Below are 26,798 nucleotides of genomic sequence, written 5' to 3' on the forward strand. Positions count from 1 at the left end.
CGTTAAGAAACTTTCATAAAAATCGCGACAATCGCGCAGGCCAGGCAGGGCGCGGCATTCGGTCGCAGTCGGGTGCGTTCATGAAGAAGGTTTCATGTTGGAGCGATGACGCGTGCGGACGATAGCGGACCTGGGATGAGCAATTGCGGGCAACAAAAAGCCCCGCATTGCGGGGCTTCTTTTGTATCGGTTAGTCAGCTGCCTTTCACAGCCTTGCCGTTGACCGTACCGTCCTGGAGCATGATGTTGTATTCCTTGCCGTCGGTCTCGACCTGTTGCAGGCGCACCAGCAAGTAATCCCAATCCTTGGCGAACCAGAGCACGGTGATGCGCTTGCTTTGCGTCGGGTCACGCACGCGCTCGACTTTGATGGCTTCGATCTGGCCGGCCTTGGTGGCGACCTTTTCCGAACCGAGTACGCGGAAGTCGTAGGTGTCGATCTCGCCATCATCGACCACCTGGTAGCTCATGCTTTTCTTGCCAGCCGCCACGTCATGTTGCAGGGCCAGCTGATAAGTCGACTTATCGACCATGCCCCGGTTCAGTGTCAGCTTTACCGGGTCGCCGCGATCGGTACCGGTGACCATCTTGGTGTTCCAGTCGAAGTCCAGGTCAGCCTTCTTGGCTTTGCCCAGGCCGCCGCGTTCGAAATGGTAGGACTGTGGCAACAAGGTGTCCTTGTCCACGGTCAGGGTGCTTTCTTCGGTCAGGCTGGCGATCATCATCGACGCCTTGAAGCTCAGCTTCCAGGTGCCGTTGGCCTCTTTGGTCAGGCTGCGCTCGGCGGTGCCGCTCATGGGCAGCTGTTTCCAATCGGCGGTGTAGCTGGCGGAGAACGGTTGAAGGTCTGCGGCCTGTGCCAGGGGCAAGGCGAGCAGAGCGCAAGCGAAGAGCAGGGCGCGACGCATAAAATCTCCTAGTATCGAATCAAATGGCCGCTGGCGGCGAGCAACTGGCCGTCCAGTAAGGCCCCGCGATCGTCGAGGGTCAGCCGGCCTTCGGCAAACCAACGCACGGCCATCGGGTAGATCTGGTGCTCGCGGGCGTGGACCCGTTGCGCCAGGCTTTGCGGCGTGTCGTGCAACTCTACCGGTATTACTGCCTGTACGACCAGTGGTCCGCCATCGAGTTCCTCGGTGACAAAGTGCACGGAGCAGCCGTGCTCCGTGTCGCCGGCTTCCAGCGCGCGCTGATGAGTGTGTAACCCTTTGTATTTGGGTAGCAGCGACGGATGGATATTGAACAGGCGGCCCTGGTAGTGACGCACGAAGCCGGCGCTGAGGATGCGCATGAAGCCAGCGAGTACCACCAGCTGCGGATCGAAAGCGTCGATCTGTTCGATCAGCGCGGCGTCGAAGGCTTCGCGACCGTCGAACGCCTTGTGATCGAGGACGCGGGTATCGATACCCGCGTCCTTGGCACGTTGCAGGCCGTAGGCATCGGCGCGGTTGGAAATCACCGCGCGGATACGGACCGGGCTGTTGCCGGTCCGCGTACTGTCGATCAGGGCCTGCAGGTTACTGCCGGTGCCAGACAACAACACCACGACGTTACAGGTGGCAGGCGGCTGCTCGTGCATCAATGCGCCTTAAGGTTTTTCAGCTCGACTTGCGCAGCGCCTTCGGCAGCGGTGGCGATCTGGCCGATGACCCAAGGCTGCTCGCCGGCCTCACGCAGGACGTTCAGCGCGGTCTCGACGTGCTCCTGGGCTACGCAGATGACCATGCCCACGCCGCAGTTCAGCACCCGGTGCATTTCGGATTCGTCGACGTTGCCTTTCTCTTGCAGCCAGTCGAACACCGCTGGGCGGGTCCAGCTCGCCACGTCGACCACCGCCTGGGCACCTTTTGGCAGCACGCGCGGGATGTTGTCCAGCAGCCCGCCGCCAGTGATGTGGGCCATGGCCTTGACGGCGCCGGTGTCCTTGATCAGCTTGAGCAGTGGCTTGACGTAGATGCGCGTCGGCGCCATCAGCAGGTCGGCCAGCGGCTTGCCGTCGAGCTGGGTGTTCTCGATGTCGGCACCCGAGACTTCGATGATCTTGCGGATCAGCGAGTAGCCGTTCGAGTGCGGGCCGGAAGACGGCAGCGCGAGCAGGGCATCGCCGGCAGCGACTTTCGAGCCGTCGATGATCTCGGCTTTTTCCACGACGCCGACGCAGAAGCCTGCCAGGTCGTAGTCTTCGCCTTCGTACATGCCTGGCATTTCAGCGGTTTCGCCGCCGACCAGGGAGCAGCCGGACAGTTCGCAGCCGGCGCCGATGCCGGTCACGACCTGGGCGGCGGTGTCGACGTTCAGTTTGCCGGTGGCGTAGTAGTCGAGGAAGAACAGCGGCTCTGCGCCGCAGACCACCAGGTCATTCACGCACATAGCCACCAGGTCGATGCCGATGGTGTCGTGCTTGTTCAGGTTCAGGGCCAGGCGCAGCTTGGTGCCCACGCCGTCAGTGCCGGAGACCAGCACCGGTTGCTTGTAGCCGGCCGGGATTTCGCAGAGGGCGCCGAAACCGCCCAGGCCGCCCATGACTTCCGGGCGCGCGGTGCGCTTGGCGACGCTCTTGATGCGTTCGACCAATGCTTCACCGGCGTCGATGTCTACACCGGCGTCCTTGTAGCTCAGGGAGGGTTGCTTGCTCATGATCCAGGCCTTTAAAGGGGGGATTTCTGGGTAACGACCGATCGCCGGGGCCGTGGAATAACCGTTATACGAATTATTCCGGGTGCCCAGCCATTGCCGGTCTGCGAAGGCGCGCGATTTTATCAGGCTTGTGCAGCAGCGGCCATCCTCGTGCCGACGGGCAGGGACATATCCACCAAAAAAAACCGATATTTGTTGTGATGGTACTGCACCGCACGTCTGTATAAGGTGTAGCGGTAAGCGACTATGGCAATGACCGTGGGAAACTTGCATCGGGCGGCTGAATGTTTTGCCCGGTGTCGTGTCACAGCCATGCTCAATCTTCTCCACACGGCCGCTGCCAGCCGTTTTGTCCGGGAATTTTCCATGCGTTTGTTCAAATTCTTGTCTGTGGGCTGCTTGTCGCTGATCAGCCTGGCGAGCCATGCCGAAACCCTCAATAGCCTTTATCAGGTGCGTGAACCGGTCAGCAGCCAGGCGCCGGATGAACGTAACCAGGCGACGTTGCGTGCCCTGGATACCTTGGTGCTGCGCCTTACCGGCGACGCCAAGGCCGCCCAGAGCCCCGGCCTGGCGGCGATCCGCAAGGACCCGCAACAGATCATTCTTCAATATGGCTACGAGGCCGGCCCTCCGGAAAGCCTGCAGGTGGACTTCGATCCAGCCAGCACCGATCGGGCGTTGCGTTCGGCGGGGCTGTCGCTTTGGGGGGCGAATCGCCCGTCGATCCTGGGCTGGTGGCTGAACGATTCGGCGGAGGGTTCCAGTCTGGTTGGTGATGGCCAGGCCAGCGCCACGCCGTTGCGCCGGGCTGCCCAGCACCGGGGTTTGCCGCTGCATCTGCCCCTGGCGGACTTGAGCGAGCAGATTGTCGCCACGGCGCCGACCCTGCAGGGCAACGACCCGGCACCATTGCGCGAGGTGTCGGAGCGTTATGGTTCCGACGCGTTACTGGCGGTCCATGCCAAGGAAGAGGGCGGCCAATGGCAAGCGAGCTGGCGCCTGTGGCTGGGCGACCAGCGCGAGCAGGGCAGCGTCCAAGGCGCCGATCCTGCTGCATTGGCTGATGCTGTGATGCTGGCGGTGAGCCAACGCCTGGCGCCGCGTTTTGTGGCCAAGCCGGGTGTCGCCGCTGAACAATTGCTGGAAGTGCAAGGCATGAACCTTGAGCGTTACGCGGCGTTGGGGCGGTTGCTTGAGCCGTTCGGTGGGCAAGTGCAGCGCGTCGAAGGCGACCTGATCGTCTACAAGGTCAGTGCAAGCGCAGAGCAGTTGAAGGCGCAGTTGGCCCTGGCGAAGCTGCAGGAAATACCCGCCGGGGAGGCCATCGCGCCGACGCCTGCGGTCCAGCCCGCCGCCGAGGGCGCGATTGCGCCTGCGCAGCCAGCGCCAGCGCCCGTCGCCAATCTGCGGTTCCGCTGGTAGGTTTTCTTCTTTATATAAAGTCAGGAGTGGTTCATGGGCGACACGCGGCGTTGGTTCTGGTTGGGTGGGGTCGCCCTGCTGATTGCGTTCATCTGGTTGTTGCACCCGATCCTCACGCCCTTCCTGGTTGCGCTGTTGCTGGCCTACCTGTTCGATCCGGTCGTGGATCGCCTGGAAAAACTCGGGCTGTCCAGAACCTGGGGCGTGGTAGCGGTGTTCGCGTTGTTCACGCTGATCGTGAGCGCCTTGTTGCTGGTGCTGATACCGATGCTCGCCAAACAACTGGTGCGCCTGTACGAACTGGCGCCGCAGATGCTCGATTGGTTGCAGCACAGCGCGGTGCCATGGGTGCAGTCGAAGTTGGGGTTGTCCGACGGTTTCTGGAAGTTCGACAAGGTCAAGGCGGCCATCAGCGAGCATATGGGCCAGACCACCGATATCGTCGGCGTAGTCTTGAGTCAGGCCACGGCGTCGAGCCTGGCGCTGATCGGCTGGCTGGCGAACCTGGTGTTGATCCCGGTGGTGGCTTTCTATCTGCTGCGTGACTGGGATCTGATGATGGCCAAGATCCGCAGCCTGCTGCCGCGTCATCGCGAAGAACGCATCATGACGTTGACCGGCGAATGCCACGAAGTACTCGGTGCATTCGTCCGGGGCCAATTGCTGGTGATGGTCGCGTTGGGTTTCATTTATGCCGCAGGGCTGATGCTGGTCGGGCTGGAGCTGGGGTTGTTGATCGGCCTGATCGCCGGGCTGGCGGCCATCGTGCCCTACATGGGATTTGTCATTGGGATTGGCGCGGCGTTGGTCGCCGGGCTGTTCCAGTTCGGTGGGGATCTGTATCCCATGGTCGGCATCGTGGCGGTGTTCATGGTTGGGCAGGCGCTGGAGGGCATGGTGCTGACGCCGCTGCTGGTGGGCGATCGTATCGGCCTGCATCCGGTGGCGGTGATCTTTGCGATCCTGGCGGGCGGGGAGTTGTTCGGCTTTACCGGGATCCTGCTGGCGCTGCCGGTGGCGGCGGTGATCATGGTGCTGGTGCGGCATATGCACGATCTGTACAAGGATTCGGACATCTACAGCGGCGTCGAAGACCCCGACCTATAGCGCAAATAACAGGCGGGGTGTCAGGGAAACTGACGCTCTGCGCCCCTACCGCTGCAAACCTTTGATTTTGCTCGTGGTCCGGCGCATTGTGCGGTCCGCGTCACGGGTATAAACTTTGCGCACTTTACACAGAGGCCACTAACGGTTCCCGAGGAACTGTTCAGTCAGCATGAAACCGATTCAGCTGCCCCTAGGTGTGCGTCTGCGTGATGACGCCACCTTTATCAACTACTACCCAGGCGCCAATGCCGCTGCACTCGGCTATGTCGAGCGGCTTTGCGAAGCCGACGCTGGCTGGACCGAGAGCCTGATCTATCTGTGGGGCAAGGATGGGGTAGGGCGCACGCATCTATTACAGGCTGCTTGCTTGCGGTTCGAGCAATTGGGCGAGCCGGCGGTGTATCTACCGTTGGCCGAGTTGCTGGATCGCGGCGTTGAAATCCTCGACAACCTCGAGCAGTACGAACTGGTCTGCCTGGATGACCTCCAGGCCGTGGCCGGCAAGGCCGATTGGGAGGAGGCGTTGTTTCACTTGTTCAATCGGCTTCGCGACAGTGGTCGGCGCTTGCTGATTGCCGCCTCGACATCGCCGCGAGAGCTGCCAGTGAAACTGGCGGACCTCAAGTCTCGTCTCACCCTGGCGCTGATTTTCCAGATGCGCCCGCTTTCCGATGAAGACAAGCTGCGTGCATTGCAACTGCGGGCCTCGCGCCGTGGCCTGCACCTGACCGACGAAGTCGGGCATTTCATCCTCACCCGTGGCACCCGCAGCATGAGCGCGTTGTTCGAATTGCTCGAGCGTCTCGATCAGGCCTCACTCCAGGCCCAGCGCAAGCTGACCATTCCTTTTTTGAAAGAAACTTTAGGCTGGTAACATTGTCGTTGGATGATGGCTCAAAGCCTCTTCTTAACCCGGCGAAACCCGCGGTTTTACTGGGCTGGAGGCCTGGAACCCGCTCAATACGGGCTTGAGCGCTTAGATGTAAACGAGAAATCAAGAAGTCACATTTGCATCGATTGAATTTGCAAATGAGGTTGATAGAAGGCATAGTCTCGCCATCTTTACTACTTCAGCCACGGTCGTGCCCATGCTAAGTCGCTTCGCACCCCTCGTGCCTCTCGCACTCGTTACCCTGTTGTTCGGTTGCGCTGCCCACTCTCCAGTGACCCAGCAAGCGCCTCAACCACAGGTCAAGAATTCCGTTACCGCCCAGTCTTCCTCCGTTGCGTTCCAGGAAGAAATGGCCTCCGATAAAGAGCTGGCAGACTTTGCCGGCAGCAAGCCTTATCAGCTTCCGGTGCTGGCAGACAGCATCCTGGAACGCGGCATGTCCTTGATCGGCACGCGTTATCGTTTTGGCGGCACCTCCGAAGCAGGCTTCGACTGCAGCGGTTTCATCGGTTATCTGTTTCGTGAAGAGGCGGGGATGAACCTGCCGCGCTCCACTCGCGAAATGATCAACGTAAAAGCCCCGCTGGTAGCCCGCAATCAACTTGAACCCGGTGACCTGTTGTTCTTCAGCACCAATGGTCGTCGCGGTCGCGTCAGCCACGCCGGTATCTACCTGGGCGACAATCAGTTTATCCACTCCAGCAGCCGCCGCAGCGGTGGAGTGCGAATCGACAGCCTGGGCGACAGCTACTGGAGCAAGACCTTCATCGAAGCCAAGCGCGCCCTCGCCATGGCACCGACTGTGGTCACCGCTCGCAAGTAAGCACACAGTTTGTGAGGCAAACTTAAAGTCTTACTTGAAGTTTGCTTCATAGCCGCTAGAATCCATGATCATTGATTGATGGCAATCCGCCTGCGTTCTACGCGGGCGGCTTTGTTTCCATCTCCACGGCAGAAAAGCCGCATCCAGATCAGGATTGTTCTGCTTATGTCGACGTCGGCCCGCCTCGCTGTCCTTTTCGTTGCCGCGCTGCTCAGCGCTTGCGCAAGCCGCACCCCACCGCCTGCGCCGGTGGTTTTTGCGCCTTCCCAAACTTTTTCTCCTGCCGCCGAAGACGTGCTTTTTCGAGCGCTGGGCCTGGTTGGCACACCCTATCGCTGGGGCGGCAACACGCCCGATTCAGGTTTCGATTGCAGTGGCTTGATCGGCTACGTGTACCGTGACGCCGCCGGCATTTCCTTGCCGCGTTCCACCCGCGAGATGATCAGCATGCGCGCGCCAGAGGTTGGCAAGGACGCGTTGCAGAGCGGTGATCTGGTGTTCTTCGCCACCAATGGCGGCTCCCAGGTCAGCCATGCCGGGATTTACGTTGGGGAGGGGCGTTTCGTCCATGCGCCGGCCACCGGCGGGACGGTCAAGCTCGACAGTCTTTCCAAGGCGTATTGGCAAAAAGCCTATCTGGGCGCCAAGCGTGTGCTGCAGCCGGAACACCTGGCGCGTAATCCCTGACGATTGAATTTTCGCTCCACTGGAGTGCTTTTGTGGCGAGGGAGCTTGCTCCCGCTCGGTTGCGAAGCAACCGCCGAAAGTTTGGGGCCGCTGCGCAGCCCAGCGGGAGCAAGCTCCCTCGCCACAGGGGATATAACAAGTCTTTATTGGTGGTCATTTAGCCGACACCCGCCAAATCTTGTTCCCCACATCGTCAGCCACCAACAGCCCTCCCTGCTTATCGATCACCACACCCACCGGCCGGCCCTGGGCTTTTTCGTCTGCGTTGAGGAAACCAGTCAGCACGTCTATCGGCTGTCCCACCGGCTTGCCGCCATTGAACGGGACGAAGATCACTTTGTAGCCACTGTGGGGTTTGCGGTTCCAGGAGCCGTGCTGCCCGATGAATGCACCTTGGGTAAAGGGGTCGGGCAACTTGCTGCCCTCGGCGAAAGTCAGGCCCAAAGAGGCGGTGTGAGGACCGACGGCATAGTCCGGAGCGATAGCCTTGGCCACCAGGTCCGGGTTCTGCGGCTCGACCCGAACGTCGATGTTTTGCCCGTAATAACTGTAGGGCCAGCCATAAAAGCCGCCGTCTTTCACCGAAGTGATGTAGTCCGGTACCAGGTCGCTGCCGATCTCGTCCCGTTCGTTGACCGCCGTCCACAGCGCCCCGCTGTGTGGTTCCCACGCCAGGCCGTTGGGGTTGCGCAGGCCCGAAGCGAAGATGCGGTGCTTGCCCGTGGCTCGATCCACTTCCCAGATCGCCGCGCGCCCTTGCTCAACCTCCATGCCATTTTCCGCGACGTTGCTGTTGGAGCCGGTAGTTACATACAGCTTGCTACCGTCCTGGCTGGCGATCACGTTTTTGGTCCAGTGGTGATTGAGGGTGCCGCCCGGCAAATCGACGACCTTGGTGGGCTGCGCCTTGATCTGCGTATCACCCTCTTTGTAAGGGAAGCGGATCAACCGGTCGGTGTCGGCGACGTACAGGTCATTCCCCACCAAGGTCATGCCGAACGGCGAATTGAGATTTTCCAGGAAGACCGTCCGGGTTTCGGCGATGCCGTCGTGATTGGCGTCTCGCAGCAATGTGATGCGGTTGGGACTGGGCACGCCAGCGCCGGCACGGCCCATGACTTTTTTCATCACCCAGCCCCGAATGCCCTTGGCGTCGTCGGGCTTGGGTGGCGCGTTGGTTTGCGCCACCAACACATCGCCATTAGGCAAGACGAACAACCAGCGCGGATGGTCCAGTCCCTCGGCGAACGCGGCCACTTGCAGGCCCTGGGCCGGGGTTGGCTTGGCGCCATCCGGCCAGCCGACGGCTTCTGCGATGTTCACTGTGGGAATCAGGGTCTTGTTCGGTTCGGGCAGTTTCGGCGACGGGCCGAAACCGTCGGACACCTGCAAAGTGGAAGACTCGCCACAAGCAGCAAGCCCAGTAGCGAGGGCGATGATTAAAAGATGCGGTGGCTTGAGCATGCGGGCTTCCCTATGAATGCATGTGGTTATTCATAGAGAAGCGTAGCCGTGGGATGGTTCAACCGTCAGCCGTGAGCCTGTTTCAACAGCACGGCGATGCCAGGGTGATAATGGCCGGCCTCGTTGCGCAACTTGCGGTAGGCGTAGGGGAAGTACCAAGCCACGGCGCAGGTGTTTTCTTTCTGCAAGTCATCAATCATGTCCTGTAGCTCTTCGGGCGTGGCGCTTTGCTGGACTTTTTGCGGGGCGACGAACAGGCAGCCCACCTTCAAGTCGCTGGCATAGCTGATACGTTTGGCGTCGCTGGCGGCTTCCTGCAACGGTTGGGTCAGGTTCAGGTTGTTGACCTTGGGCCAGCGTTGCGTAGCCTGGATGAAAACGCGTTCTTCGCTGCTGGCGATCAGCAGGTCGGCGCTGGCGTTACGCTCGCCTTCTTCATTCTGTTTGCGGGTCGGTGCGTTTTGCAGCGTGACCATTTCAGCCATCCAGGCTGCTGCTGCCAACAGTCCGAGGTTGGCTTTCTCATCGTGCCAGTAGGGTGTGTCGTTATCGCCGCGCACGGCGTTGTAACGGTCGATGCAGTCGAACCAGCGTTCCAGCACTGGGCGCAGGAATTCCAGCTTCGGATTGCTGATGATCATGCCTTGCATGTATTTGCCCTCTTGTTCTTGTGATATCGGGTCGTAGTGTCTCTTTGATATCACTTGCCGCAGATTCACACAAGATTGGCGTCAACTTATTGATCGGGGCCAATTAACGAACCGAAACAGCTGGCGGCTTTAATTGACGCTCCACCCCCAACCCTCTAACCTTCGCGGCTTGTTTCAGGTGCTCTATGGCCGTGGCCGATAGGGTGAAACAGGGAAGCCGGTGAGCGAATGCGAGCCCGGCGCTGCCCCCGCAACGGTAAATGAGTCAACGCTGTGTACAGGGCCACTGTGTCGCAAGACATGGGAAGGCGCGCAGCCCGGCACTACGCCGCTCATGAGCCCGGAGACCGGCCTGATTCATCCAACGGCATCACGGTGGGCGATGCCAGGCTCCTTGCCGTCTTTTTTTGTGCCCGCCCGCCGTTATCCAGTCCCAACGGAGAGCTCCCCATGACCGACATGCCTGATCGCGACGAACGCCACCTGGCGCGCATGCTGCGCAAAAAAGCCGTGATCGATGAGCGCATTGCCAATTCACCGAACGAGTGCGGTCTGCTGTTGGTGCTGACCGGCAACGGCAAGGGCAAGAGCAGCTCGGCGTTCGGTATGTTGGCCCGGGCCATGGGACATGCCATGCAGTGCGGCGTGGTGCAGTTCATCAAAGGGCGCAACAGCACTGGCGAAGAGCTGTTTTTCCGCCGCTTCCCGGAGCAGGTGCGCTTCCATGTGATGGGCGAGGGTTTTACCTGGGAAACCCAGGATCGCCAGCGCGACATCGCCGCCGCTGAAGCTGCCTGGGCTGTTTCGCGCCAGTTGCTCAGCGATCCGTCCATCGGCCTGGTGGTGCTCGACGAACTGAACATTGCCCTCAAGCACGGCTACCTCGACCTCGATCAAATCCTTGGCGATCTGCAGGCCCGCCCGCCAATGCAGCATGTAGTCGTGACCGGCCGTGGCGCCAAGCCCGAGATGATCGAGCTGGCCGACACCGTCACTGAAATGGGCATGATCAAGCACGCGTTCCAAGCAGGCATCAAGGCGCAGAAGGGCGTCGAACTGTGAGCAATGCTTCGATGACCAGCCGCCACTGCCCGGCGGTGTTGATCGCCGCCCCGGCTTCAGGCCAGGGCAAGACCACCGTCACCGCCGCCCTGGCCCGCTTGCATCGCAACCAGGGACGCAAGGTGCGGGTATTCAAATGCGGCCCGGATTTTCTCGATCCGATGATTCTCGAGCGTGCGAGTGGCGCGCCGGTCTATCAGCTGGATATGTGGATGGTCGGCGAGCAGGAGAGCCGGCGACTGCTGTGGGAAGCCGCCGCCGAAGCGGACCTGATCCTGATCGAAGGCGTCATGGGATTATTCGACGGCACCCCGTCCAGCGCCGATCTGGCGCGGCATTTCGGCGTGCCGGTGCTGGCGGTGATCGATGGCACCGCCATGGCCCAGACCTTTGGCGCCCTGGCCTTGGGCCTGGCCCGTTATCAACCGGACTTGCCGTTTGCCGGCGTGTTGGCCAACCGGGTCGGCACCTTGCGTCATGCGCAGTTGCTCGAAGGCAGCCTCACCGAAGGCCTGCGCTGGTACGGCGCACTCTCGCGGGAAACCGGCATCGAATTGCCCAGCCGCCACCTTGGCCTTGTCCAGGCCAGCGAGTTGAACGACCTGGATGTTCGCCTCGACGCCGCCGCCGAGGCGTTGGCCAGCAGTTGTGAAGTCGCGCTGCCGCCCAGGGTCGAATTCGCAGCGCCCGAACCGGTCGCAATTGAACCGTTGCTCCACGGCGTGCGCATTGCCGTGGCCCGGGATGAAGCGTTTGCCTTCACCTACGGCGCAAGCCTGGACCTGCTGCGGGCCATGGGCGCCGAGCTGCGCTTCTTTTCGCCGATTCATGACACCGCGCTGCCTGAGACGGACAGTCTTTATCTGCCCGGCGGCTACCCGGAACTGCATCACGTCGCCCTGGCCAGCAACGCGCCGATGCTGGCAGCGATCCGTGCGCACCATGAAGCCGGCAAACCGCTGCTCGCCGAATGCGGTGGCATGCTGTACCTGCTCGATTCATTGACCGACGTCGAAGGCGCCCGCGCCGAGCTGCTCGGCCTGTTGCGCGGTGATGCGCAGATGCAGGCGCGCCTGGCGGCCTTGGCGTTGCAATCGGTTGAACTGCCGGAAGGCACCCTGCGCGGGCATACCTATCATCACTCCCTGACCAGCACTGAGCTGGCGCCGATTGCCCGTGGCCACAGCCCTAACGGTGGGCGTGGGGCTGAAGCGGTTTTCCGGCAAGGACGGATGACGGCTTCCTACGTGCATTTTTATTTCCCGTCCAATCCGAGGGCCGTTGCCGCGCTGTTTGCGCCAGATCTTGAGCTTGTTGGCGCGAGCAGGCCATGACCGACAACGCCTTCTCCGAGGCCGAACGCGAAGCCGTCTATCGGGCTATCGCCGAACGCCGTGACATGCGCCACTTCACCGGCGGCACGGTCGAACCGGCGTTACTGCGCCGACTGCTGGAAGCGGCGCATCAGGCGCCCAGCGTCGGGCTGATGCAACCTTGGCGGTTTATCCGCATCAGTGACCGCGCCGTGCGCGTGCAGATCCGCGAGCTGGTGGAGCAGGAACGCATCCGCACTGCCGAGGCCTTGGGCGAGCGCAGCGATGAGTTCATGAAACTCAAGGTCGAAGGCATCAACGACAGTGCCGAGGTGCTGGTGGCGGCCTTGATGGACGATCGCGAGCGGCACATCTTCGGCCGCCGGACGTTGCCGGAAATGGACTTGGCCTCGCTGTCCTGCGCCATCCAGAATCTGTGGTTGGCGGCCCGCGTCGAAGGGCTGGGAATGGGCTGGGTGTCGCTGTTCGAGCCCCAGGCGCTGGCCGACCTGCTGGGCCTTCCCGCCGGGGCCAAGCCGTTGGCCATACTTTGCCTGGGCCCGGTAGAGGGTTTTTACCCGGCGCCGATGCTCGCCCTGGAAGGCTGGGCGCAACCGCGTCCGCTCAACGAATTGCTGTATGAAAACCGTTGGGGCGTGCGGCCATGAGCGTGGCGTTGCTCAGTGCCGCCGCGGTGGCGCTGGATGCGCTGCTGGGCGAGCCTCGGCGCGGGCATCCGCTGGTCGCGTTCGGCCGTTTCGCCAACCGTATCGAACAACGTTTCAATTCCGGCGGGCGCGGCTGGCGTAGCCACGGCGTTACGGCGTGGATCATTGCGGTGTTGCCGTTGACCTTGTTGGCAACAGCCCTGTCCTGGGCGCCCATGATTGGCTGGTTGGTGGATATTCTGGCGCTGTACTGCGCCCTCGGCCTGCGCAGCCTCGGCGAGCACGTCGAGCCGGTGGCGCGGGCGCTGCGCAAGGGCGATCTGGATGAAGCGCGCCAGCGTGTCGGCTATCTGGTCAGTCGCGAAACTGCTGGGCTGGATGAAACCGCCGTGGCCCGCGCCGCGACTGAGTCGGTGCTGGAAAACGGCAGCGACGCGGTATTCGCCGCGCTGTTCTGGTTCGCCGTGGCCGGTGCGCCCGGTGTGGTGTTGTACCGGTTGAGCAATACCCTCGACGCCATGTGGGGTTATCGCAACGAGCGCTTCGAGCGTTTCGGCTGGGCAGCGGCGAAGATCGATGACGTGCTGAACTATATTCCCGCGCGCCTGGTGGCGTTGACCTACGCCGTGCTCGGCCAGACTCGTTTGGCGCTCAAATGCTGGCGGACCCAGGGCCCGACCTGGGACAGTCCCAATGCCGGGCCGGTGATGGCCGCCGGTGCCGGGGCGTTGGGCGTCGAGCTGGGCGGCGCGGCGGTGTATCACGGCGAACTGCATCAACGCCCACCGTTGGGCGTAGGCGTGCCGGCGAGCGCCGATTCCATCGATCGCGGCTGGCAATTGGTCCTGCGCGGCGTATGGTTATGGCTGCTGATTCTCTGCCTCGGAGCCGAGTTTTATGCTTGAACACGGTGGACGACTGCGCAACGCGGCCCGGCAATACGGCATTGCCGAGGCCGACTGGCTCGACCTGTCCAGCGGCCTGGCGCCCTGGCCGTTCGACATTCCGACTATTCCACTGCGAGCCTGGGCGCGCCTGCCCGAAACCGACGATGGCTTGGAGCAGGCTGCTTGCGATTACTACGAGGCAGCGCATGTGCTGCCGGTGGCGGGTTCGCAAATGGCGATCCAACTGCTGCCGCGCCTGCGCCGGGTCGGCAAGGTCGGCGTCTTGTCGCCCTGTTACGCCGAGCACGCCGAAGCCTGGCGCCGCAGTGGCTACATCGTGCGTGAAGTGCTGGAGGCGGAGGTGGACTTCTTTCTCGACAGCCTCGACGTGCTGGTGGTCGTCAACCCCAACAACCCCACGGGCCTGAGCCTGGGCCCCGAACGCCTGCTGGACTGGCATGCCCGTCTGGCCCAGCGCGGCGGCTGGCTGGTGGTGGATGAAGCGTTCATGGACGTCACTCCGCAGCTGAGCCTTGCCGCCCATGCGCATCAGGTCGGGTTGATCGTGTTGCGCTCGTTCGGCAAGTTTTTCGGCCTGGCCGGGGTGCGCCTGGGGTTTGTCCTGGCCGAGCGGCGCTTGCTCAAGCTGCTCGCCGAACAGGTCGGGCCGTGGGCCATCAGCGGACCGACCCGGGTGCTGGGCCAGGCGTGCCTGCTGGACACTGAGGCGCACGCGCGACAACGCCTGCGCTGCGAACAGACCAGTCAACGCTTGGCACTGACGCTGGAGCGCCACGGCTTCAAGCCGCAGGGCGGCTGCGGGTTGTTCCAGTGGCTGATCACCGAGCATGCCCAGGCGCTTCACGAATTCATGGCCCATCGCGGCATTCTCCTGCGGTTGTTCACCCACACCAGCAGCCTGCGCTTCGGGCTTCCTGCCGATGACGCTGAATTCTCGCGTCTCGAACAGGCGTTCGAGGCCTACGCCAAGGACATGCGATGACCACCTTGATGGTGCAAGGCACCACCTCCGATGCCGGCAAAAGTACCTTGGTCACGGCGCTGTGCCGCTGGGTCAGGCGTCAAGGGGTGAGTGTGGTGCCGTTCAAGCCGCAAAACATGGCCCTCAACAGCGCGGTGACCGCCGATGGTGGCGAAATCGGCCGGGCCCAGGCCGTCCAGGCCCAGGCCTGCGGCCTCGAACCGCATACCGACATGAACCCGGTCCTGCTCAAGCCCAACAGCGACACCGGTGCCCAGGTCATCATCCATGGCCGCGCCGTGACCACCATGAACGCGGTGGCCTATCACGATTACAAGGCCATCGCGATGCAAGCGGTGCTGGCTTCCCATGAACGCTTGAGCGCCGCGTATCCGGTCGTCATGGTGGAGGGCGCCGGGTCGCCGGCCGAGATCAATCTGCGGGCCGGCGACATCGCCAACATGGGCTTCGCCGAGGCGGTGGACTGCCCGGTGTTGCTGATTGCCGACATCAATCGCGGCGGGGTATTCGCTCATCTGGTCGGCACCCTGGAACTGCTTTCGCCCAGCGAACAGGCGCGGGTCAAGGGCTTTGTCATCAACCGCTTTCGCGGTGATCTGGCCTTGCTGCAACCTGGCCTGGATTGGTTGCAAGCGCGCACCGGCAAACCGGTGATCGGCGTATTGCCCTACGTAATGGACCTGCATCTGGAAGCGGAGGACGGTCTCGACCAGCGCCAGATCGACAAAGCCGAACAGGTGCTCAAGGTGGTGGTGCCGGTCTTGCCGCGCATCAGCAATCACACGGATTTCGATCCGCTGCGCCTGCATCCGCAGGTCGACTTGCAATTTATCGGCCCCGGCCAAGCCATCCCGCCGGCGGATCTGATCATCCTGCCCGGTTCGAAAAGCGTGCGCAGCGACTTGGCCTACCTGCGGGCCAACGGCTGGGAAACGGCGATCCATCGGCACCTGCGCTACGGCGGAAAATTGCTGGGCATTTGTGGCGGTCTACAGATGCTTGGCCAGCAGGTCCACGATCCGCTCGGCCTGGAAGGCGCACCGGGTTCCAGCGCCGGGCTGGGGCTGCTGGCGTTCGAAACAACGCTGGAACGCGAGAAGCAACTGCGCAACGTACGCGGGCGACTGGCCTTGGAAGATGCCGAGGTCAGCGGGTACGAAATCCATGCCGGCGTGACCACCGGCGCCGCGCTGGAATACGCCGCTGTCTATCTGGATGACGGCCGCTGCGATGGCGCCCAGAGCGTCGATGGACAGGTTTTTGGTACGTATCTGCACGGACTGTTCGAATCACCGACGGCCAGCAGCGCCTTGTTGCGTTGGGCCGGTGTGCAAGATGTGCAAACGGTGGATTACCACGGATTGCGCGAGCGGGACATCGAGCGGTTGGCGGATCTGGTGGAGCGGCATCTGGATACTCGGCTGTTGCGTGAGCTTTGTGGAATCCATGGCGAGCCGGCAGCAACTTCGCCTATTTGAAGGGTAAAAAACATGCTGCAACTGATCCTCGGCGGCGCCCGCTCCGGCAAGAGTCGCCTGGCTGAAAAACTCGCCACGGACACAGGATTGCCGGTGACTTACATCGCCACCAGCCAACCGCTGGACGGCGAGATGAACGAGCGTGTCGCCCAGCACCGCGCTCGACGTCCGGTGGAATGGGCGTTGCTGGAAGAGCCGTTGGCGCTGGCGCGGGTGCTGCGCGATAACGCCGCCAGCGATCGATGCCTGCTGGTGGATTGCCTGACCCTTTGGCTGACCAATCTATTGATGCTCGACAATCCCAAGCAACTGAACGCCGAGCGCGAAGCACTGTTGAGCTGCCTCGACTCGCTGCCCGGTGAAATCATTTTTGTCAGCAACGAAACCGGAATGGGTGTCGTGCCGCTGGGCGAATTGACTCGCCGTTACGTCGATGAAGCCGGTTGGCTGCATCAAGCCCTGGCCGAACGTTGTCAGCGCGTCGTGCTGACCGTTGCTGGCCTGCCCCTGACTCTCAAAGGTACTGCGTTATGAATCACCGGTGGTGGCTGGAACCGTGCAAGCCTGTTGATCCCCAAGCGCTGGAGCAGGCCGCGGCCCGTCAGCAACAACTGACCAAACCGGCCGGCTCCCTGGGACGGCTGGAGTCGGTGGCGGTGCAACTGGCGGGCCTGCAAGGGCAGGTCAAGCCAAGCCTGGACCAGCTGTGGATCGCGATTTTTGCCGGTGACCACGGTGTGGTGGCTGAGGGCGTATCGGCCTTTCCCCAGGAAGTGACCGGGCAGATGCTGCTCAATTTCGTCAGCGGCGGCGCGGCCATCAGTGTCCTGGCTCGGCAATTGGGCGCCTCGCTGGAAGTGGTCGACTTGGGCACTGTCACGCCCTCGTTGGACCTGCCCGGCGTGCGCCATTTGAACGTGGGGCCTGGCACCGCCAATTTCGTCCAGGGCCCGGCCATTACCTTTGCCCAGGGCGAACAGGCCTTGCAAGCCGGGCGCGACAGCGCAATGCGCGCCTTGGCGACCGGGACGCAATTGTTCATCGGCGGCGAGATGGGCATCGGCAACACCACGGCGGCCAGCGCCTTGGCCTGTGCCTTGCTCGAATGTCCGGTAGCCCATCTGGTTGGGCCGGGCACGGGGTTGGATGCGGCGGGTATCAGCCGCAAGACTCTGGTGATCGAACGCGCGCTGGCGCTGCACAAGGCCCAGAACGAGGATCCGTTGCAGACCTTGTTCAACCTCGGCGGTTTTGAGATTGCAGCATTGGTCGGTGCGTATCTGGCCTGCGCCCAGCAGGGCATCGCCGTGCTGGTGGATGGGTTCATCTGCAGTGTCGCGGCCCTGGTGGCGGTGCGGCTCAATCCCGCATGCCGGCCGTGGTTGCTGTTCGCTCATCGCGGTGGCGAACCAGGTCATCGCCATGTGCTGGAAACCCTCGGCGCCGAACCGCTGCTGGATCTCGGTTTGCGCCTCGGCGAGGGCAGTGGTGCGGCGTTGGCGGTGCCGCTGTTGCGCCTGGCTTGTGACCTTCACGGGCAAATGGCGACGTTTGCCGAAGCGGCCGTGGCGGATCGTCCGGCATGACCTTGCACCTGGACCTGCTGCGTCACGGCGAAACCGAACTGGGCGGCGGGCTGCGCGGCAGCCTCGACGATGCGTTGACGGCCAGGGGCTGGGAGCAGATGCACGCGGCGGTCGCACGAGGCGGGCCGTGGGATCGCTTGGTGAGTTCGCCGTTGCAGCGCTGCGCTCGTTTCGCTGAGCAGCTCGGCAGCCGGCTCGGCGTGCCGGTGCAGGTGGAAAAAGATCTGCAAGAGCTGCATTTCGGCGCCTGGGAAGGCCGCAGCGCGGCGGCTTTGATGGAGACCGACGCCGAAGCCCTTGGCCGCTTCTGGGCAGATCCTTATGCCTTCACGCCGCCCGAAGGCGAGCCGGTGCTCGAATTTTCGACGCGTGTCTTGATGGCGATCGAACGCTTGCACCTGGCCTACGCTGGGCAGCGTGTCTTGCTGGTCAGCCACGGCGGCGTGATGCGCCTGCTGCTGGCTCGGGCACGTGGCCTGCCGCGCGAGCAGTTGCTTAATGTCGAAGTCGGCCACGGCGCGCTGTTTTCCCTTTCCGTGTCGGCCGGCTCCGTGCTTGAAGAGGCGGATTGATGATGCTGCCCTTCTGGATTGCCTTGCAATTTCTGAGCAGCGTGCCGGTTCGCCTGCCCGGCATGCCCGAGCCTGAAGAACTGGGCCGTTCACTGCTGTTTTACCCCTTGGTGGGGCTGTTGTTCGGTGGTGTGCTGTGGTTGCTCGATGCGCTGTTGCTCGGCGCGCCCTTGCTGCTTCATGCCGCACTGTTGCTGGCGGCATGGGTGTTGCTCAGCGGCGGGCTGCATTTGGATGGCCTGGCTGACAGTGCCGATGCCTGGGTTGGTGGTTTCGGCGATCGCGAGCGCACGTTGCTGATCATGAAGGATCCTCGCAGCGGGCCGATTGCTGTCGTGACGCTGGTGCTGGTGTTGCTGCTCAAATGGACCGCGCTGGTGGCGCTGATTGAGCAGGAGCAGACGTTGGCGCTGCTCGTCGTGCCGGTGGTAGGGCGTGGTGCATTGCTGGGGTTGTTCCTGACGACGCGCTATGTGCGCGCCGGTGGTTTAGGCCAAGCGCTTGCCGATCATCTTCCGCGGCGCCTGGGCTGGCAGGTGTTGGCCGCCTGTGCGCTGGGTTGTGTATGGGTGGCGGGTTGGGCAGGGCTATGGTCGCTGGCGGTTGCCGCGCTGGCATTTTTCGGGTTGCGACAGCTGATGCTGCGCCGGCTGCAGGGATGCACCGGCGATACCGCCGGCGCCATGCTGGAGCTGTTGGAAATGGTCGTTCTGGTAACGCTGGCGTTGGGCTGAATCCGGTCATTGCCGGCGCGCAACCGTTGAATTAAATTTGCATTCATTCATTCGCGGGTATATACACGCACCATGCTTCCTTCCCAATGTCTGTGCATCAACCTGCGTCGTGCCGCTCGTGGCGTCAGCAGGTATTACGACGGCGCTCTCGACGGCTTCGGGATCAACGTCGCCCAGTATTCTTTGCTCAATAATCTGGTGCGCCTGGACCAGCCGAGCATTTCCTCGTTGGCCGAGGCCATGGGCCTGGACCGCAGCACCCTGGGGCGCAACCTGCGGGTGCTGGAAGGCGAGGGGCTGGTGACCTTGGCCGAGGGCGACGACCTGCGCAACCGTATCGTCGTGCTCACCGAGGCAGGGCATGCGCGGTTGGCGGCGGCGTTGCCGGCCTGGGAAGCGGCGCAACAGAAACTGATCGACAAGCTCGGCGCCGAGAAACGCGCGACCTTACTGGCCTTGCTGGATGAACTGGCGTGACGCCGGTTCGTCCGATGATAAGTGGGTATATACCCGCGACCGGAGAATAACAATGACATCGATGTGGCGTACCTGTGGTTGGGTCCTGGTCGGCAGTGCGCTGATCCTGGCGTTGTCGTTGGGTGTGCGGCATGGCTTCGGCCTGTTCCTCGCGCCCATGAGCGCCGAATTCGGCTGGGGCCGCGAGGTGTTCGCCTTCGCCATTGCCTTGCAGAACCTGATCTGGGGCCTGGCGCAACCGTTCACCGGCGCGCTGGCCGATCGCTTCGGGGCGGCGAAAGTGGTGTTGATCGGTGGCGTTCTCTACGCACTCGGGCTGGTGTTGATGGGCATGGCCGATTCGCCATGGTCGCTGTCGTTGAGCGCTGGCCTGTTGATCGGCATCGGCCTGTCCGGCACGTCGTTCTCGGTAATTCTCGGCGTGGTCGGACGCGCCGTGCCGCCGGAAAAACGCAGCATGGGCATGGGCATCGCCAGTGCCGCCGGCTCGTTTGGCCAGTTCGCCATGTTGCCGGGCACGTTGGGTCTGATCGGTTGGCTCGGTTGGTCCGCCGCGCTGCTGGCGCTGGGGCTGCTGGTGGCGTTGATCGTGCCGTTGGTGAGCATGTTGAAAGATGCGCCGGCGCCACTGAGCGGCAGCGAGCAAACCCTCTCCGAAGCGTTGCGCGAGGCGTGCGGCCACTCAGGGTTCTGGCTGTTGGCCGTGGGCTTTTTTGTCTGCGGCTTCCAGGTGGTGTTCATCGGCATACACCTGCCGGCCTATCTGGTGGACCAACACCTGCCCGCCAGCGTCGGCACCACCGTGCTGGCCCTGGTCGGGCTGTTCAATATCTTTGGTACCTACACCGCCGGTTGGCTCGGCGGGCGCATGTCCAAGCCACGCTTGCTGACCGGGCTTTACCTGGCGCGAGCGGTGGTGATCGGCCTGTTCCTGTGGCTGCCGGTGACCACCACCACGGCCTACGTGTTCGGAATGGCGATGGGCTTCTTGTGGTTGTCGACGGTGCCGTTGACCAATGGCACGGTGGCGACCCTGTTTGGTGTACGAAATTTGTCGATGCTGGGTGGGATCGTGTTCCTGTTTCACCAGTTGGGATCATTCCTCGGCGGCTGGCTGGGCGGCGTGGTGTATGACCGCACCGGCAGTTACGATTTGATCTGGCAAGTGTCGATCTTGCTCAGCCTGCTGGCGGCGGCGCTGAACTGGCCGGTGCGTGAACGTCCGGTGGCGCGTCTGCAAGTCCAGGCCGGTGCGGCATGAGTCGCGTCGGCCCATGGTTGCTCGCGGCCGGTGCGGCGCTGCTGCTGGCGTTCGCCTGGTGGGGCTGGCACCAGGGCGGGCTGGCCTTGATGCAACTGGGCATGGGTAGCTGCTGATTGATGGACGGCACCTGTCGCGGCGGAGTAACGTCTTGGTCTGACAGGCTTACAAGGAAAATCCGACATGCTGATGCGTTGGCTTGCTGTTCCCGCCCTGCTGCTGGCTGTGTCCGGGCACGTATGGGCGGCAGAATGCCCGCCGTTGCTGGAAGGCTCATTGCCGAAGTTGCGGGCCAAGGAAACCGTCGATCTGTGCCAGCGTTTCGCCGGCAAGCCCTTGGTGGTGGTCAACACCGCCAGCTTCTGTGGGTTCGCTCCACAGTTCAAGGGACTGGAAGCGCTGAACCAGCGCTACAAGGGCGAAGGGCTTGAGGTGCTGGGCGTACCGTCCAATGATTTCAAACAGGAGTCCAAGGATGGCGCGGAGACGGCCAAGGTCTGCTACGTCAACTATGGCGTGACCTTCACCATGACCGAGCCGCAACCGGTACGGGGATCCGACGCCATTCCCTTGTTCAGGCACTTGGCCGAACAATCCAGCGCGCCGAAATGGAATTTCTACAAGTACGTCGTGGACCGCCAGGGCAAAGTGGTCGGCAGTTTTTCCAGCCGGGTCAAGCCAGACGATCCTGATTTCATCAAGGCAGTGGAAACGGCCATCGCTTCCAAGCCCTGATCGCCAGCCACGAAAAAGCCCCGCCTCTTTGCAGAGAGCGGGGCTTTTTTTCGCTTCAGGTGACGAGCGGCTGTCTGGTTACAGTCAGCCTCGCCGTGAATCATCAGAAGCGGTAGGTTGCCCCGACACCGAAGCCGTTGGCGCTGTTTTCGTATTCGGCGTTGTAGGCCTGGCCCAGAGCGTTGCTGCGGTTGACGCTGACTTTTTCTTCCTTGAGGTAGGAATAGGCCACGTCGATGGTCAGGTCTTCGGTTGGGCTCCAGCCGGCACCCAGGCTGAAGATGGTCCGGTCGCCGGTAGGAATGCGTGGCGAGCGGTCGGTGTTGTTGGCAGGCGACTGGTCGAAGGTCAAGCCGGTGCGCAGTACCCACTGTTTGTTCAACTGGTAGGAGGTACCGACGGCATAGGCCCAGGTGTCATGCCAGTTCTGTTCTTCGGTGATGGTGCCGAAGAGGGTTGGGTTCAGGGCGCCGCCGCTCGTTACGTCATTATTCACGGTGATTTCTTTCAGGCGGCTCCAGCGGGTCCAGGTGCTGCCGGCGTAGACAGTCCAGGCGTCATTGATTTGCTGGGTGACCGAAAAATCTACCGATTCAGGGGTGGTGATGTCCAGCGAGGCGTCATAACGATCACCGCTCAACAGGAAGCCAGGCGTACCAGCGCCCGGGCTCACTTCGGTGTGGCCTTCAAGCTTGTACTTGACCTTGGAGTGGTAGGTCAGGCCGACACGGGTGGTGTCGGTGGCCTGGACCAGCAAGCCAATGTTATAGCCGTAGCCAATGTCGTCGCCCTTGATCTGGACATTACCGTCGTTAGGCGAGAATGGCGTAGTCAGCGACGACTCCAACGAACCAGAAATCCGGTTGATAGTCGGGCCAAAACCAATCGACACCTTGTCGTTGAAGGCGTAGCTGATAGTTGGCTGGAAGGTCACGACCTTCACTTCGCTCTTGCTGCCGAAATTGCGGCCCTGGAAGCTGTTTTCATAGTCGGTGATCAGGCCAAACGGGGCGTAGACGCCCAGGCCGAAGGCCCATTGATCATCGATAGGCTTGACGTAGTAGCCCATCGGAACGCCAGTGAACGGGACCATGTCGCCATCGTTGGTGCCGGACTGGGTGCCGCTGGTGTCGCTGAGATCGGTGGACGCGTCGATGACAGCGAAACCACCGGTAACTTGTTGGCGCTTGAGGCGCGACATGCCGGCAGGGTTGCCGAACACGGTGCTCGCATCATCGGCAGAAGAAGAACGACCCGCGAAGCCAGTGCCCATGCCACTGATGCTTTGTTCGTTCAAGGCAAAGCCACTGGCGAAAATTTGGGTGGATGCCAAGGTAACGGCAAGGCCAAGGGTGGTTTTGAGCATCATTTTTTTCATTGTTAGAACTCCAGGTGATCACCGGGGCGAAAATTACCAACATTTTTGGTCAAGCGCTATAGCTTGTATGGCTTGATTTAGAGGGGTTTTGTAGGACAATCCGACCAAAGTCGACGCTTTTGTAGGAACTTTCCGTTATTCCATTCAGCAAGCCACCTGATTCAGCGGTGAAACACAGTTTTGCCAAGCGCAGGTGAAATCTCGCAGGCGACCTTGAGGGTGAAAAGTCTGCCGCCAGATCCGGGCCATGCCGAGCAAATCGTCGGCACTGGGCAATGGGGAGGCTTGTTCTTCGACCAACAACCAGGCGATGGCGGTGGCGTAGCGCAGGTTGACGGTCAATTCCAGATGGGGGCTGCTCAGGAACGCATGTTGGCTTGCCAGGCCGCGAATCAGGCTGGCACGTTCCGGATCCAGCGCCAGATAATCGTCCCAGAGCGCTTGATGGCGAGTTTCGGTAATGCGGTACAAACCGTGTCCGCGGCGATCATGCAGGGCAGCTCCCAGGCCGGACTGGCTGGCGGCAATACCCAGCAACAAGGTTTCCGCGGTGGTGCTGTGACGCCCCAGATAAAGGAGCGTCGGGCGGATCACGTATCTACACAGTTCGCTGGCGGCGATACCCATAAAACCCTCGAGATGGGAAATGGGCGAAGCCTGACGGTAAGGGCTTGGCAGCGAGTGGATCGGATCAGGCTTCGCCGAAAGCGGATCATGCCGCTCGAGTTGAAGTGTAGTGTCATATCTGTGCTGTAAAGGCCTGTTTTTAAACCAAGTTCGTCGAACGGTTATGACTGTTATAGCGGTTTGTGCTTAAGCCGTTGCGCTTTATCGAGAAACTTTGGGCAATAAAAAGCCCCGCGTTTTGGGCGGGGCCTTTGAGGTTTTCAGCTGTCTGGCGTCTCAGGCAACCAGTGCCTGACGGGTACGCTCGATCACGGCCTGCAGCGGCTCTGCGCTGGAGTACTGGTCGGGATACAAGCGTTCGCTATGACGAGCGATGCCGTGTTCATTGACCAGCGTGAAGCTGAAGCAGCCTTTGCGAGCGGCCATGATCAGGCAGTTCATTGGGGCAAAAGCGTTGGTTAGGGTGCGGATCGCATCTTGTGTCTGGATTTGAGTAGACATGTTATGGGTGTTCCTACAAATGACACGGTTAAGAACCGTGCAACGTTAAAACGTTCCAGTAACGTCGACCACCGTTGGTCGAACGAAGAACCCGACTGGAACAAAGCAGCCAGTTTGAGCGCTATATGAGTGCGCGCTTGGGCTGGCAGGTAGGTACTTAGGAGGGCAGGCAGCACATCAAGGGCAAAGGTTCTGGGCCCAGGGTGGAGATCCTGATCAATTTTGCAGGTTGGTTCGGTCAGAGTAGTGAGCCTGGCAGCACGCTTCGCATTCGTTCGAAGTGTATTGGCGCAAGGATTACCTGGAAACCATCGAGGGGGGCGGTCTCTTTTTTCGGTAAGGCGTCCTTTTGAGGATGGCTGACCGCAGAGATGTTTCCGACCCAGAATTGACTTTCAGCTTGGTACTAACGCCGCGGATACTAACGGATCGAATCGTGGAAAGGAAGGGCTCTGGTCAAAAAAGATCCAGTCCGGGCCAGGCGCGGCGAGAATAATGGCCCGATGCCAGGGAACTGCGGTTGTCCACAGGGTTTTCCGCGTCGTATGTGCCAACAAAGCGCGGCGATATAACCACTTCGCATGTTACTTGTACACACTCCCGGTGCGGGCTGTCACCGTATTGTCATGTGGCGACAATCGGGGGTGGGTGCCTGTATCCAAAATTTAAGTCAATGAAAAACATCGCTTTTTTTGACTGGTGAAAAAATCGTCAGTTTGAGCGCAGGCCCCGTTCCACAGGGCTTGCGGACAGTTCAGGGTAGGTTGTCCACTGAGTTATCCACAGCTTCTGTGGATTGTCCCAAGCGCTTGCTCTAGCACGGGCGTGCTGGTTTTTTTCGACTTTACCCGGACGAAAAAAGGAGTAGAGTGGCGCGCCTTCCGATCTGTCCCGTAGTGCGTCATGAAGTTTCGCTCAGTATCAAATCCTGTTACCTCCGAACCCTCTGGTGTTACCCCACCCAAGCGCATGTCGATGCGAGTCGCCGAGTGGCTGTTGGATAGCCCACGCCTGGGAGAACGCCCCAGCGTCAAGCATCTGGCCGGCCGTTTGCTCAAGCAACCGGCTCGAGAAGGCGTAGTGGCCGCACAAAGTCGCCTCGGGCAACTGATGTGTCGCGAGTGCGGTAATGCGCGGGACCGGCGCATCGGCCACGACTTGTTACGCCAAGCCGCCCGGGCCGGCGATCACCGCGCCCGCCTGGCGCTGGGTGAAATCGAAGACTGAGCTGGGCAACGCCTGGCTGCTTGGTTAACCTTCGGGCTTTATTTGATCGGCAGGAACTGTCATGGCTTTGGATTTGACCAGCCTGTTGCTAGGCCTGGCGGGCGCAGCAATGCCGTTGCTGGCGCTGGCCTGGCACCTGCAACGCCGGGCCACTGCCGCGCAGACTGAGCGGGCATTGCTCGAAGAGCGCCTGAGCACGGCCCACATGGCCCACGATGGGCTGAACGCCCAACTCGACGCTTGCCGTGACGAGATCAGTGACCTGAGCCAGGCCAATGCCGCCAAGCAAGCCGAACTTGCCGCCGCCTGTCGCGAGGTCGAGTTGCTGCAGGTCGAGCGCGACAACGCCAGGGACGCGGCCCATGCCTGGAACCTGGAGCGCGCCAATAAAGAAGCGGAACTGCGACGCCTCGATGCCCACGCGGCTTCGTTGCAGGCCGAATTGCGCGAGCAGCAGGAAAGCCATCAGCAGCGCCTGGATGACCTGCAAGGTTCGCGAGATGCGTTGCGGGCCCAGTTCGCCGAGTTGGCCGGGAAAATCTTCGATGAGCGTGAACAACGTTTCGCCGAAACCAGCCAGCAGCGCCTGGGGCAATTGCTCGATCCGCTGAAGGAACGCATCCAGTCCTTCGAAAAACGCGTCGAGGAAAGTTATCAGGCCGAGGCGCGCGAACGGTTCTCCTTGGGCAAAGAACTGGAGCGGCTGCAACAGCTGAACCTGCGCCTGAGCGATGAAGCCACCAACCTGACCCGTGCCCTCAAGGGACAAAAGACCCAGGGCAACTGGGGCGAGCTGATCCTGGAGCGAGTGCTCGAACATGCCGGTTTGGAAAAGGGCCGCGAATACCAGACTCAGGTCAGTCTCAAAGGCCCGGACGGCGAACGTTTCCAGCCTGACGTGCTGATTTACCTGCCCGGCGACAAACAAGTGGTGGTCGACTCCAAGGTCAGCCTGACGGCCTATCAGCAATACGTCGCCGCCGAAGACGACGCCATCGGCCAGCTTGCCCTCAAGCAACATGTCGTATCGTTGCGCGCTCACGTCAAAGGCTTGGCTGGCAAGGATTACAAGCGCCTGGACGGGTTGCACAGCCTGGATTTCGTGTTGCTGTTCGTGCCGATCGAAGCGGCATTTTCTGCCGCGCTGCAAGCTGAGCCGAACCTGTTCCAGGAGGCGTTCGATCGCAACATCGTGATTGTCAGCCCGACCACCTTGCTGGCGACGTTGCGGGTGATCGACAGCTTGTGGAAGCAAGAGCGCCAAAGCCAGAACGCCCGGGAAATCGCCGAGCGGGCAGGCTGGCTATACGACAAATTCGTCCTGTTCATTCAAGACCTGGACGAAATCGGCAGCCGCTTGCAACAGCTGGACAAAGCCTACAGCGCCGCACGCAACAAGCTGACAGAAGGGCGCGGCAACCTGATCAGCCGCAGCGAACAGCTGAAATTGCTCGGTGCCCGGGCCAGCAAGAGCTTACCGCCCGAGTTGCTGGAGCGAGCGATGGCGGATGTGGATGGGTTGCCTGAGTTGCCGGAAGAAGCCGAGCCCTCTCAAGGTTGACCCCCCGTGGCGAGGGAGCTTGCTCCCGCTGGGCTGCGCAGCG

28 protein-coding genes and 1 riboswitch are annotated in these 26,798 nt (G+C 61.7%); of the genes, 20 read left to right on the forward strand and 8 right to left on the reverse strand.

Annotated elements, in window-relative coordinates; genetic code table 11:
- Window positions 1-194: 194 nt before the first annotated feature.
- The 3 genes from HU806_RS22310 to purM are packed head-to-tail and all read right to left on the reverse strand — an operon-like array spanning window position 195 to window position 2,637.
- Entirely contained in the window at window positions 195-908 is a 714-nt protein-coding gene (locus HU806_RS22310) for a DUF3108 domain-containing protein (RefSeq protein WP_186614449.1), read from the reverse strand.
- Window positions 909-916: 8 nt separating this feature from the next.
- Complete coding sequence (gene purN, locus HU806_RS22315) at window positions 917-1,579, reverse strand: phosphoribosylglycinamide formyltransferase (protein ID WP_186614451.1); 663 nt, start codon at window positions 1,577-1,579, stop codon at window positions 917-919.
- Window positions 1,579-2,637: a phosphoribosylformylglycinamidine cyclo-ligase gene (purM, locus tag HU806_RS22320; RefSeq protein WP_186614453.1), complete on the reverse strand. Its 1,059-nt coding sequence runs from the start codon at window positions 2,635-2,637 to the stop codon at window positions 1,579-1,581. The genes purN and purM overlap by 1 nt, the downstream gene beginning before the upstream one ends.
- Before the next feature lie 366 nt (window positions 2,638-3,003).
- Between purM and HU806_RS22325 the strand changes: the two genes are divergently transcribed.
- The 5 genes from HU806_RS22325 to HU806_RS22345 all read left to right on the forward strand — a co-directional run bounded on the left by HU806_RS22325 (window position 3,004) and on the right by HU806_RS22345 (window position 7,571).
- Window positions 3,004-4,062 (forward strand): DUF2066 domain-containing protein, encoded by a 1,059-nt coding sequence (locus HU806_RS22325; RefSeq protein WP_186614455.1) that lies wholly within the window; start codon window positions 3,004-3,006, stop codon window positions 4,060-4,062.
- Between the two features lie 33 nt (window positions 4,063-4,095).
- The gene (locus HU806_RS22330) at window positions 4,096-5,169 is read left to right on the forward strand and encodes an AI-2E family transporter (protein ID WP_186614457.1); all 1,074 of its coding nucleotides are present in this window, start codon (window positions 4,096-4,098) and stop codon (window positions 5,167-5,169) included.
- A gap of 169 nt (window positions 5,170-5,338) precedes the next feature.
- On the forward strand, window positions 5,339-6,043 hold the full coding sequence (gene hda, locus HU806_RS22335; protein ID WP_003178999.1) for a DnaA regulatory inactivator Hda: 705 nt from the start codon (window positions 5,339-5,341) through the stop codon (window positions 6,041-6,043).
- Between the two features lie 214 nt (window positions 6,044-6,257).
- A complete protein-coding gene (locus tag HU806_RS22340; protein ID WP_186614459.1) occupies window positions 6,258-6,884 on the forward strand; it encodes a C40 family peptidase in 627 nt (208 codons plus the stop codon).
- A 165-nt stretch (window positions 6,885-7,049) separates the two neighbouring features.
- Window positions 7,050-7,571, forward strand: coding sequence for a C40 family peptidase (locus tag HU806_RS22345; protein ID WP_186614461.1), 522 nt, complete (start codon window positions 7,050-7,052; stop codon window positions 7,569-7,571).
- Window positions 7,572-7,724: 153 nt separating this feature from the next.
- On the opposite strand, the gene HU806_RS22350 is transcribed toward HU806_RS22345, so the two are convergent.
- Both HU806_RS22350 and HU806_RS22355 read right to left on the reverse strand, forming a co-directional pair.
- Window positions 7,725-9,035 carry a PQQ-dependent sugar dehydrogenase gene (locus HU806_RS22350; protein WP_186614462.1) on the reverse strand — a complete coding sequence of 437 codons (1,311 nt, stop codon included), beginning with the start codon at window positions 9,033-9,035 and terminating at the stop codon, window positions 7,725-7,727.
- A gap of 65 nt (window positions 9,036-9,100) precedes the next feature.
- Entirely contained in the window at window positions 9,101-9,685 is a 585-nt protein-coding gene (locus tag HU806_RS22355) for a hypothetical protein (protein WP_186614465.1), read from the reverse strand.
- 159 nt (window positions 9,686-9,844) lie between these two features.
- Window positions 9,845-10,055, forward strand: a riboswitch (cobalamin riboswitch).
- An 80-nt stretch (window positions 10,056-10,135) separates the two neighbouring features.
- On the opposite strand from HU806_RS22355, the gene cobO reads away from it, so the two are divergent.
- From cobO to HU806_RS22420, 13 genes are all read left to right on the forward strand, one after another.
- The gene (gene cobO / locus HU806_RS22360; RefSeq protein ID WP_186614467.1) at window positions 10,136-10,747 is read left to right on the forward strand and encodes a cob(I)yrinic acid a,c-diamide adenosyltransferase; all 612 of its coding nucleotides are present in this window, start codon (window positions 10,136-10,138) and stop codon (window positions 10,745-10,747) included.
- Between the two features lie 11 nt (window positions 10,748-10,758).
- On the forward strand, window positions 10,759-12,081 hold the full coding sequence (locus HU806_RS22365; protein ID WP_186614505.1) for a cobyrinic acid a,c-diamide synthase CobB: 1,323 nt from the start codon (window positions 10,759-10,761) through the stop codon (window positions 12,079-12,081).
- A complete protein-coding gene (gene bluB, locus HU806_RS22370; protein WP_186614469.1) occupies window positions 12,078-12,728 on the forward strand; it encodes a 5,6-dimethylbenzimidazole synthase in 651 nt (216 codons plus the stop codon). The genes HU806_RS22365 and bluB overlap by 4 nt, the downstream gene beginning before the upstream one ends.
- Entirely contained in the window at window positions 12,725-13,633 is a 909-nt protein-coding gene (gene cbiB, locus HU806_RS22375) for an adenosylcobinamide-phosphate synthase CbiB (protein ID WP_186614471.1), read from the forward strand. Before bluB ends, cbiB begins: the two co-directional genes overlap by 4 nt.
- On the forward strand, window positions 13,626-14,618 hold the full coding sequence (gene cobD / locus HU806_RS22380; protein ID WP_186614473.1) for a threonine-phosphate decarboxylase CobD: 993 nt from the start codon (window positions 13,626-13,628) through the stop codon (window positions 14,616-14,618). Before cbiB ends, cobD begins: the two co-directional genes overlap by 8 nt.
- Complete coding sequence (locus HU806_RS22385; RefSeq protein WP_186614475.1) at window positions 14,615-16,096, forward strand: cobyric acid synthase; 1,482 nt, start codon at window positions 14,615-14,617, stop codon at window positions 16,094-16,096. Before cobD ends, HU806_RS22385 begins: the two co-directional genes overlap by 4 nt.
- 12 nt (window positions 16,097-16,108) lie before the next feature.
- Window positions 16,109-16,630 carry a bifunctional adenosylcobinamide kinase/adenosylcobinamide-phosphate guanylyltransferase gene (cobU, locus tag HU806_RS22390; RefSeq protein WP_186614477.1) on the forward strand — a complete coding sequence of 174 codons (522 nt, stop codon included), beginning with the start codon at window positions 16,109-16,111 and terminating at the stop codon, window positions 16,628-16,630.
- The gene (cobT, locus tag HU806_RS22395) at window positions 16,627-17,682 is read left to right on the forward strand and encodes a nicotinate-nucleotide--dimethylbenzimidazole phosphoribosyltransferase (RefSeq protein ID WP_186614479.1); all 1,056 of its coding nucleotides are present in this window, start codon (window positions 16,627-16,629) and stop codon (window positions 17,680-17,682) included. The genes cobU and cobT overlap by 4 nt, the downstream gene beginning before the upstream one ends.
- On the forward strand, window positions 17,679-18,254 hold the full coding sequence (gene cobC, locus HU806_RS22400) for an alpha-ribazole phosphatase family protein (RefSeq protein ID WP_186614481.1): 576 nt from the start codon (window positions 17,679-17,681) through the stop codon (window positions 18,252-18,254). The genes cobT and cobC overlap by 4 nt, the downstream gene beginning before the upstream one ends.
- A gap of 2 nt (window positions 18,255-18,256) precedes the next feature.
- Window positions 18,257-18,988, forward strand: a complete 732-nt coding sequence (locus tag HU806_RS22405) for an adenosylcobinamide-GDP ribazoletransferase (RefSeq protein ID WP_186614507.1) — start codon at window positions 18,257-18,259, stop codon at window positions 18,986-18,988.
- Window positions 18,989-19,060: 72 nt separating this feature from the next.
- On the forward strand, window positions 19,061-19,465 hold the full coding sequence (locus HU806_RS22410) for a MarR family winged helix-turn-helix transcriptional regulator (RefSeq protein WP_186614483.1): 405 nt from the start codon (window positions 19,061-19,063) through the stop codon (window positions 19,463-19,465).
- A gap of 52 nt (window positions 19,466-19,517) precedes the next feature.
- Window positions 19,518-20,726 (forward strand): MFS transporter, encoded by a 1,209-nt coding sequence (locus tag HU806_RS22415; protein WP_186614485.1) that lies wholly within the window; start codon window positions 19,518-19,520, stop codon window positions 20,724-20,726.
- 183 nt (window positions 20,727-20,909) lie between these two features.
- Window positions 20,910-21,461, forward strand: a complete 552-nt coding sequence (locus tag HU806_RS22420) for a glutathione peroxidase (RefSeq protein WP_186614487.1) — start codon at window positions 20,910-20,912, stop codon at window positions 21,459-21,461.
- A 103-nt stretch (window positions 21,462-21,564) separates the two neighbouring features.
- Here the strand turns inward: HU806_RS22420 and HU806_RS22425 are convergent, their stop codons facing one another.
- The 3 genes from HU806_RS22425 to HU806_RS22435 form a co-directional block, all read right to left on the reverse strand.
- Window positions 21,565-22,839, reverse strand: a complete 1,275-nt coding sequence (locus HU806_RS22425; protein ID WP_186614489.1) for an OmpP1/FadL family transporter — start codon at window positions 22,837-22,839, stop codon at window positions 21,565-21,567.
- Window positions 22,840-22,983: 144 nt separating this feature from the next.
- Window positions 22,984-23,466 carry a hypothetical protein gene (locus tag HU806_RS22430; protein WP_186614490.1) on the reverse strand — a complete coding sequence of 161 codons (483 nt, stop codon included), beginning with the start codon at window positions 23,464-23,466 and terminating at the stop codon, window positions 22,984-22,986.
- A gap of 276 nt (window positions 23,467-23,742) precedes the next feature.
- Window positions 23,743-23,967 (reverse strand): hypothetical protein, encoded by a 225-nt coding sequence (locus HU806_RS22435; RefSeq protein WP_008051046.1) that lies wholly within the window; start codon window positions 23,965-23,967, stop codon window positions 23,743-23,745.
- A gap of 903 nt (window positions 23,968-24,870) precedes the next feature.
- Here HU806_RS22435 and HU806_RS22440 point away from each other — a divergent pair.
- Both HU806_RS22440 and HU806_RS22445 read left to right on the forward strand, forming a co-directional pair.
- Window positions 24,871-25,194: an SEL1-like repeat protein gene (locus HU806_RS22440; RefSeq protein ID WP_186614492.1), complete on the forward strand. Its 324-nt coding sequence runs from the start codon at window positions 24,871-24,873 to the stop codon at window positions 25,192-25,194.
- A 175-nt stretch (window positions 25,195-25,369) separates the two neighbouring features.
- On the forward strand, window positions 25,370-26,755 hold the full coding sequence (locus HU806_RS22445) for a DNA recombination protein RmuC (RefSeq protein WP_186614509.1): 1,386 nt from the start codon (window positions 25,370-25,372) through the stop codon (window positions 26,753-26,755).
- Window positions 26,756-26,798 lie beyond the last annotated feature (43 nt).

Source organism: Pseudomonas sp. SWRI154 (genome assembly GCF_014268645.1).
Classification (GTDB): domain Bacteria; phylum Pseudomonadota; class Gammaproteobacteria; order Pseudomonadales; family Pseudomonadaceae; genus Aquipseudomonas; species Aquipseudomonas marvdashtae.

Coding starts and splice junctions, on each gene's coding strand:
- HU806_RS22350 (WP_186614462.1), bottom strand. CDS start 9,035: ATGCTCAAGCCACCGCATCTTTTAATCATCGCCCTCGCTACTGGGCTT.
- HU806_RS22345 (WP_186614461.1), top strand. CDS start 7,050: ATGTCGACGTCGGCCCGCCTCGCTGTCCTTTTCGTTGCCGCGCTGCTC.
- cobD (WP_186614473.1), top strand. CDS start 13,626: ATGCTTGAACACGGTGGACGACTGCGCAACGCGGCCCGGCAATACGGC.
- bluB (WP_186614469.1), top strand. CDS start 12,078: ATGACCGACAACGCCTTCTCCGAGGCCGAACGCGAAGCCGTCTATCGG.
- cobO (WP_186614467.1), top strand. CDS start 10,136: ATGACCGACATGCCTGATCGCGACGAACGCCACCTGGCGCGCATGCTG.
- cobT (WP_186614479.1), top strand. CDS start 16,627: ATGAATCACCGGTGGTGGCTGGAACCGTGCAAGCCTGTTGATCCCCAA.
- purN (WP_186614451.1), bottom strand. CDS start 1,579: ATGCACGAGCAGCCGCCTGCCACCTGTAACGTCGTGGTGTTGTTGTCT.
- cobU (WP_186614477.1), top strand. CDS start 16,109: ATGCTGCAACTGATCCTCGGCGGCGCCCGCTCCGGCAAGAGTCGCCTG.
- purM (WP_186614453.1), bottom strand. CDS start 2,637: ATGAGCAAGCAACCCTCCCTGAGCTACAAGGACGCCGGTGTAGACATC.
- hda (WP_003178999.1), top strand. CDS start 5,339: ATGAAACCGATTCAGCTGCCCCTAGGTGTGCGTCTGCGTGATGACGCC.
- cbiB (WP_186614471.1), top strand. CDS start 12,725: ATGAGCGTGGCGTTGCTCAGTGCCGCCGCGGTGGCGCTGGATGCGCTG.
- HU806_RS22425 (WP_186614489.1), bottom strand. CDS start 22,839: ATGAAAAAAATGATGCTCAAAACCACCCTTGGCCTTGCCGTTACCTTG.
- HU806_RS22365 (WP_186614505.1), top strand. CDS start 10,759: ATGACCAGCCGCCACTGCCCGGCGGTGTTGATCGCCGCCCCGGCTTCA.
- HU806_RS22310 (WP_186614449.1), bottom strand. CDS start 908: ATGCGTCGCGCCCTGCTCTTCGCTTGCGCTCTGCTCGCCTTGCCCCTG.
- HU806_RS22430 (WP_186614490.1), bottom strand. CDS start 23,466: ATGGGTATCGCCGCCAGCGAACTGTGTAGATACGTGATCCGCCCGACG.
- HU806_RS22385 (WP_186614475.1), top strand. CDS start 14,615: ATGACCACCTTGATGGTGCAAGGCACCACCTCCGATGCCGGCAAAAGT.
- cobC (WP_186614481.1), top strand. CDS start 17,679: ATGACCTTGCACCTGGACCTGCTGCGTCACGGCGAAACCGAACTGGGC.
- HU806_RS22415 (WP_186614485.1), top strand. CDS start 19,518: ATGACATCGATGTGGCGTACCTGTGGTTGGGTCCTGGTCGGCAGTGCG.
- HU806_RS22355 (WP_186614465.1), bottom strand. CDS start 9,685: ATGCAAGGCATGATCATCAGCAATCCGAAGCTGGAATTCCTGCGCCCA.
- HU806_RS22405 (WP_186614507.1), top strand. CDS start 18,257: ATGCTGCCCTTCTGGATTGCCTTGCAATTTCTGAGCAGCGTGCCGGTT.
- HU806_RS22420 (WP_186614487.1), top strand. CDS start 20,910: ATGCTGATGCGTTGGCTTGCTGTTCCCGCCCTGCTGCTGGCTGTGTCC.
- HU806_RS22325 (WP_186614455.1), top strand. CDS start 3,004: ATGCGTTTGTTCAAATTCTTGTCTGTGGGCTGCTTGTCGCTGATCAGC.
- HU806_RS22330 (WP_186614457.1), top strand. CDS start 4,096: ATGGGCGACACGCGGCGTTGGTTCTGGTTGGGTGGGGTCGCCCTGCTG.
- HU806_RS22435 (WP_008051046.1), bottom strand. CDS start 23,967: ATGTCTACTCAAATCCAGACACAAGATGCGATCCGCACCCTAACCAAC.
- HU806_RS22440 (WP_186614492.1), top strand. CDS start 24,871: ATGAAGTTTCGCTCAGTATCAAATCCTGTTACCTCCGAACCCTCTGGT.
- HU806_RS22410 (WP_186614483.1), top strand. CDS start 19,061: ATGCTTCCTTCCCAATGTCTGTGCATCAACCTGCGTCGTGCCGCTCGT.
- HU806_RS22340 (WP_186614459.1), top strand. CDS start 6,258: ATGCTAAGTCGCTTCGCACCCCTCGTGCCTCTCGCACTCGTTACCCTG.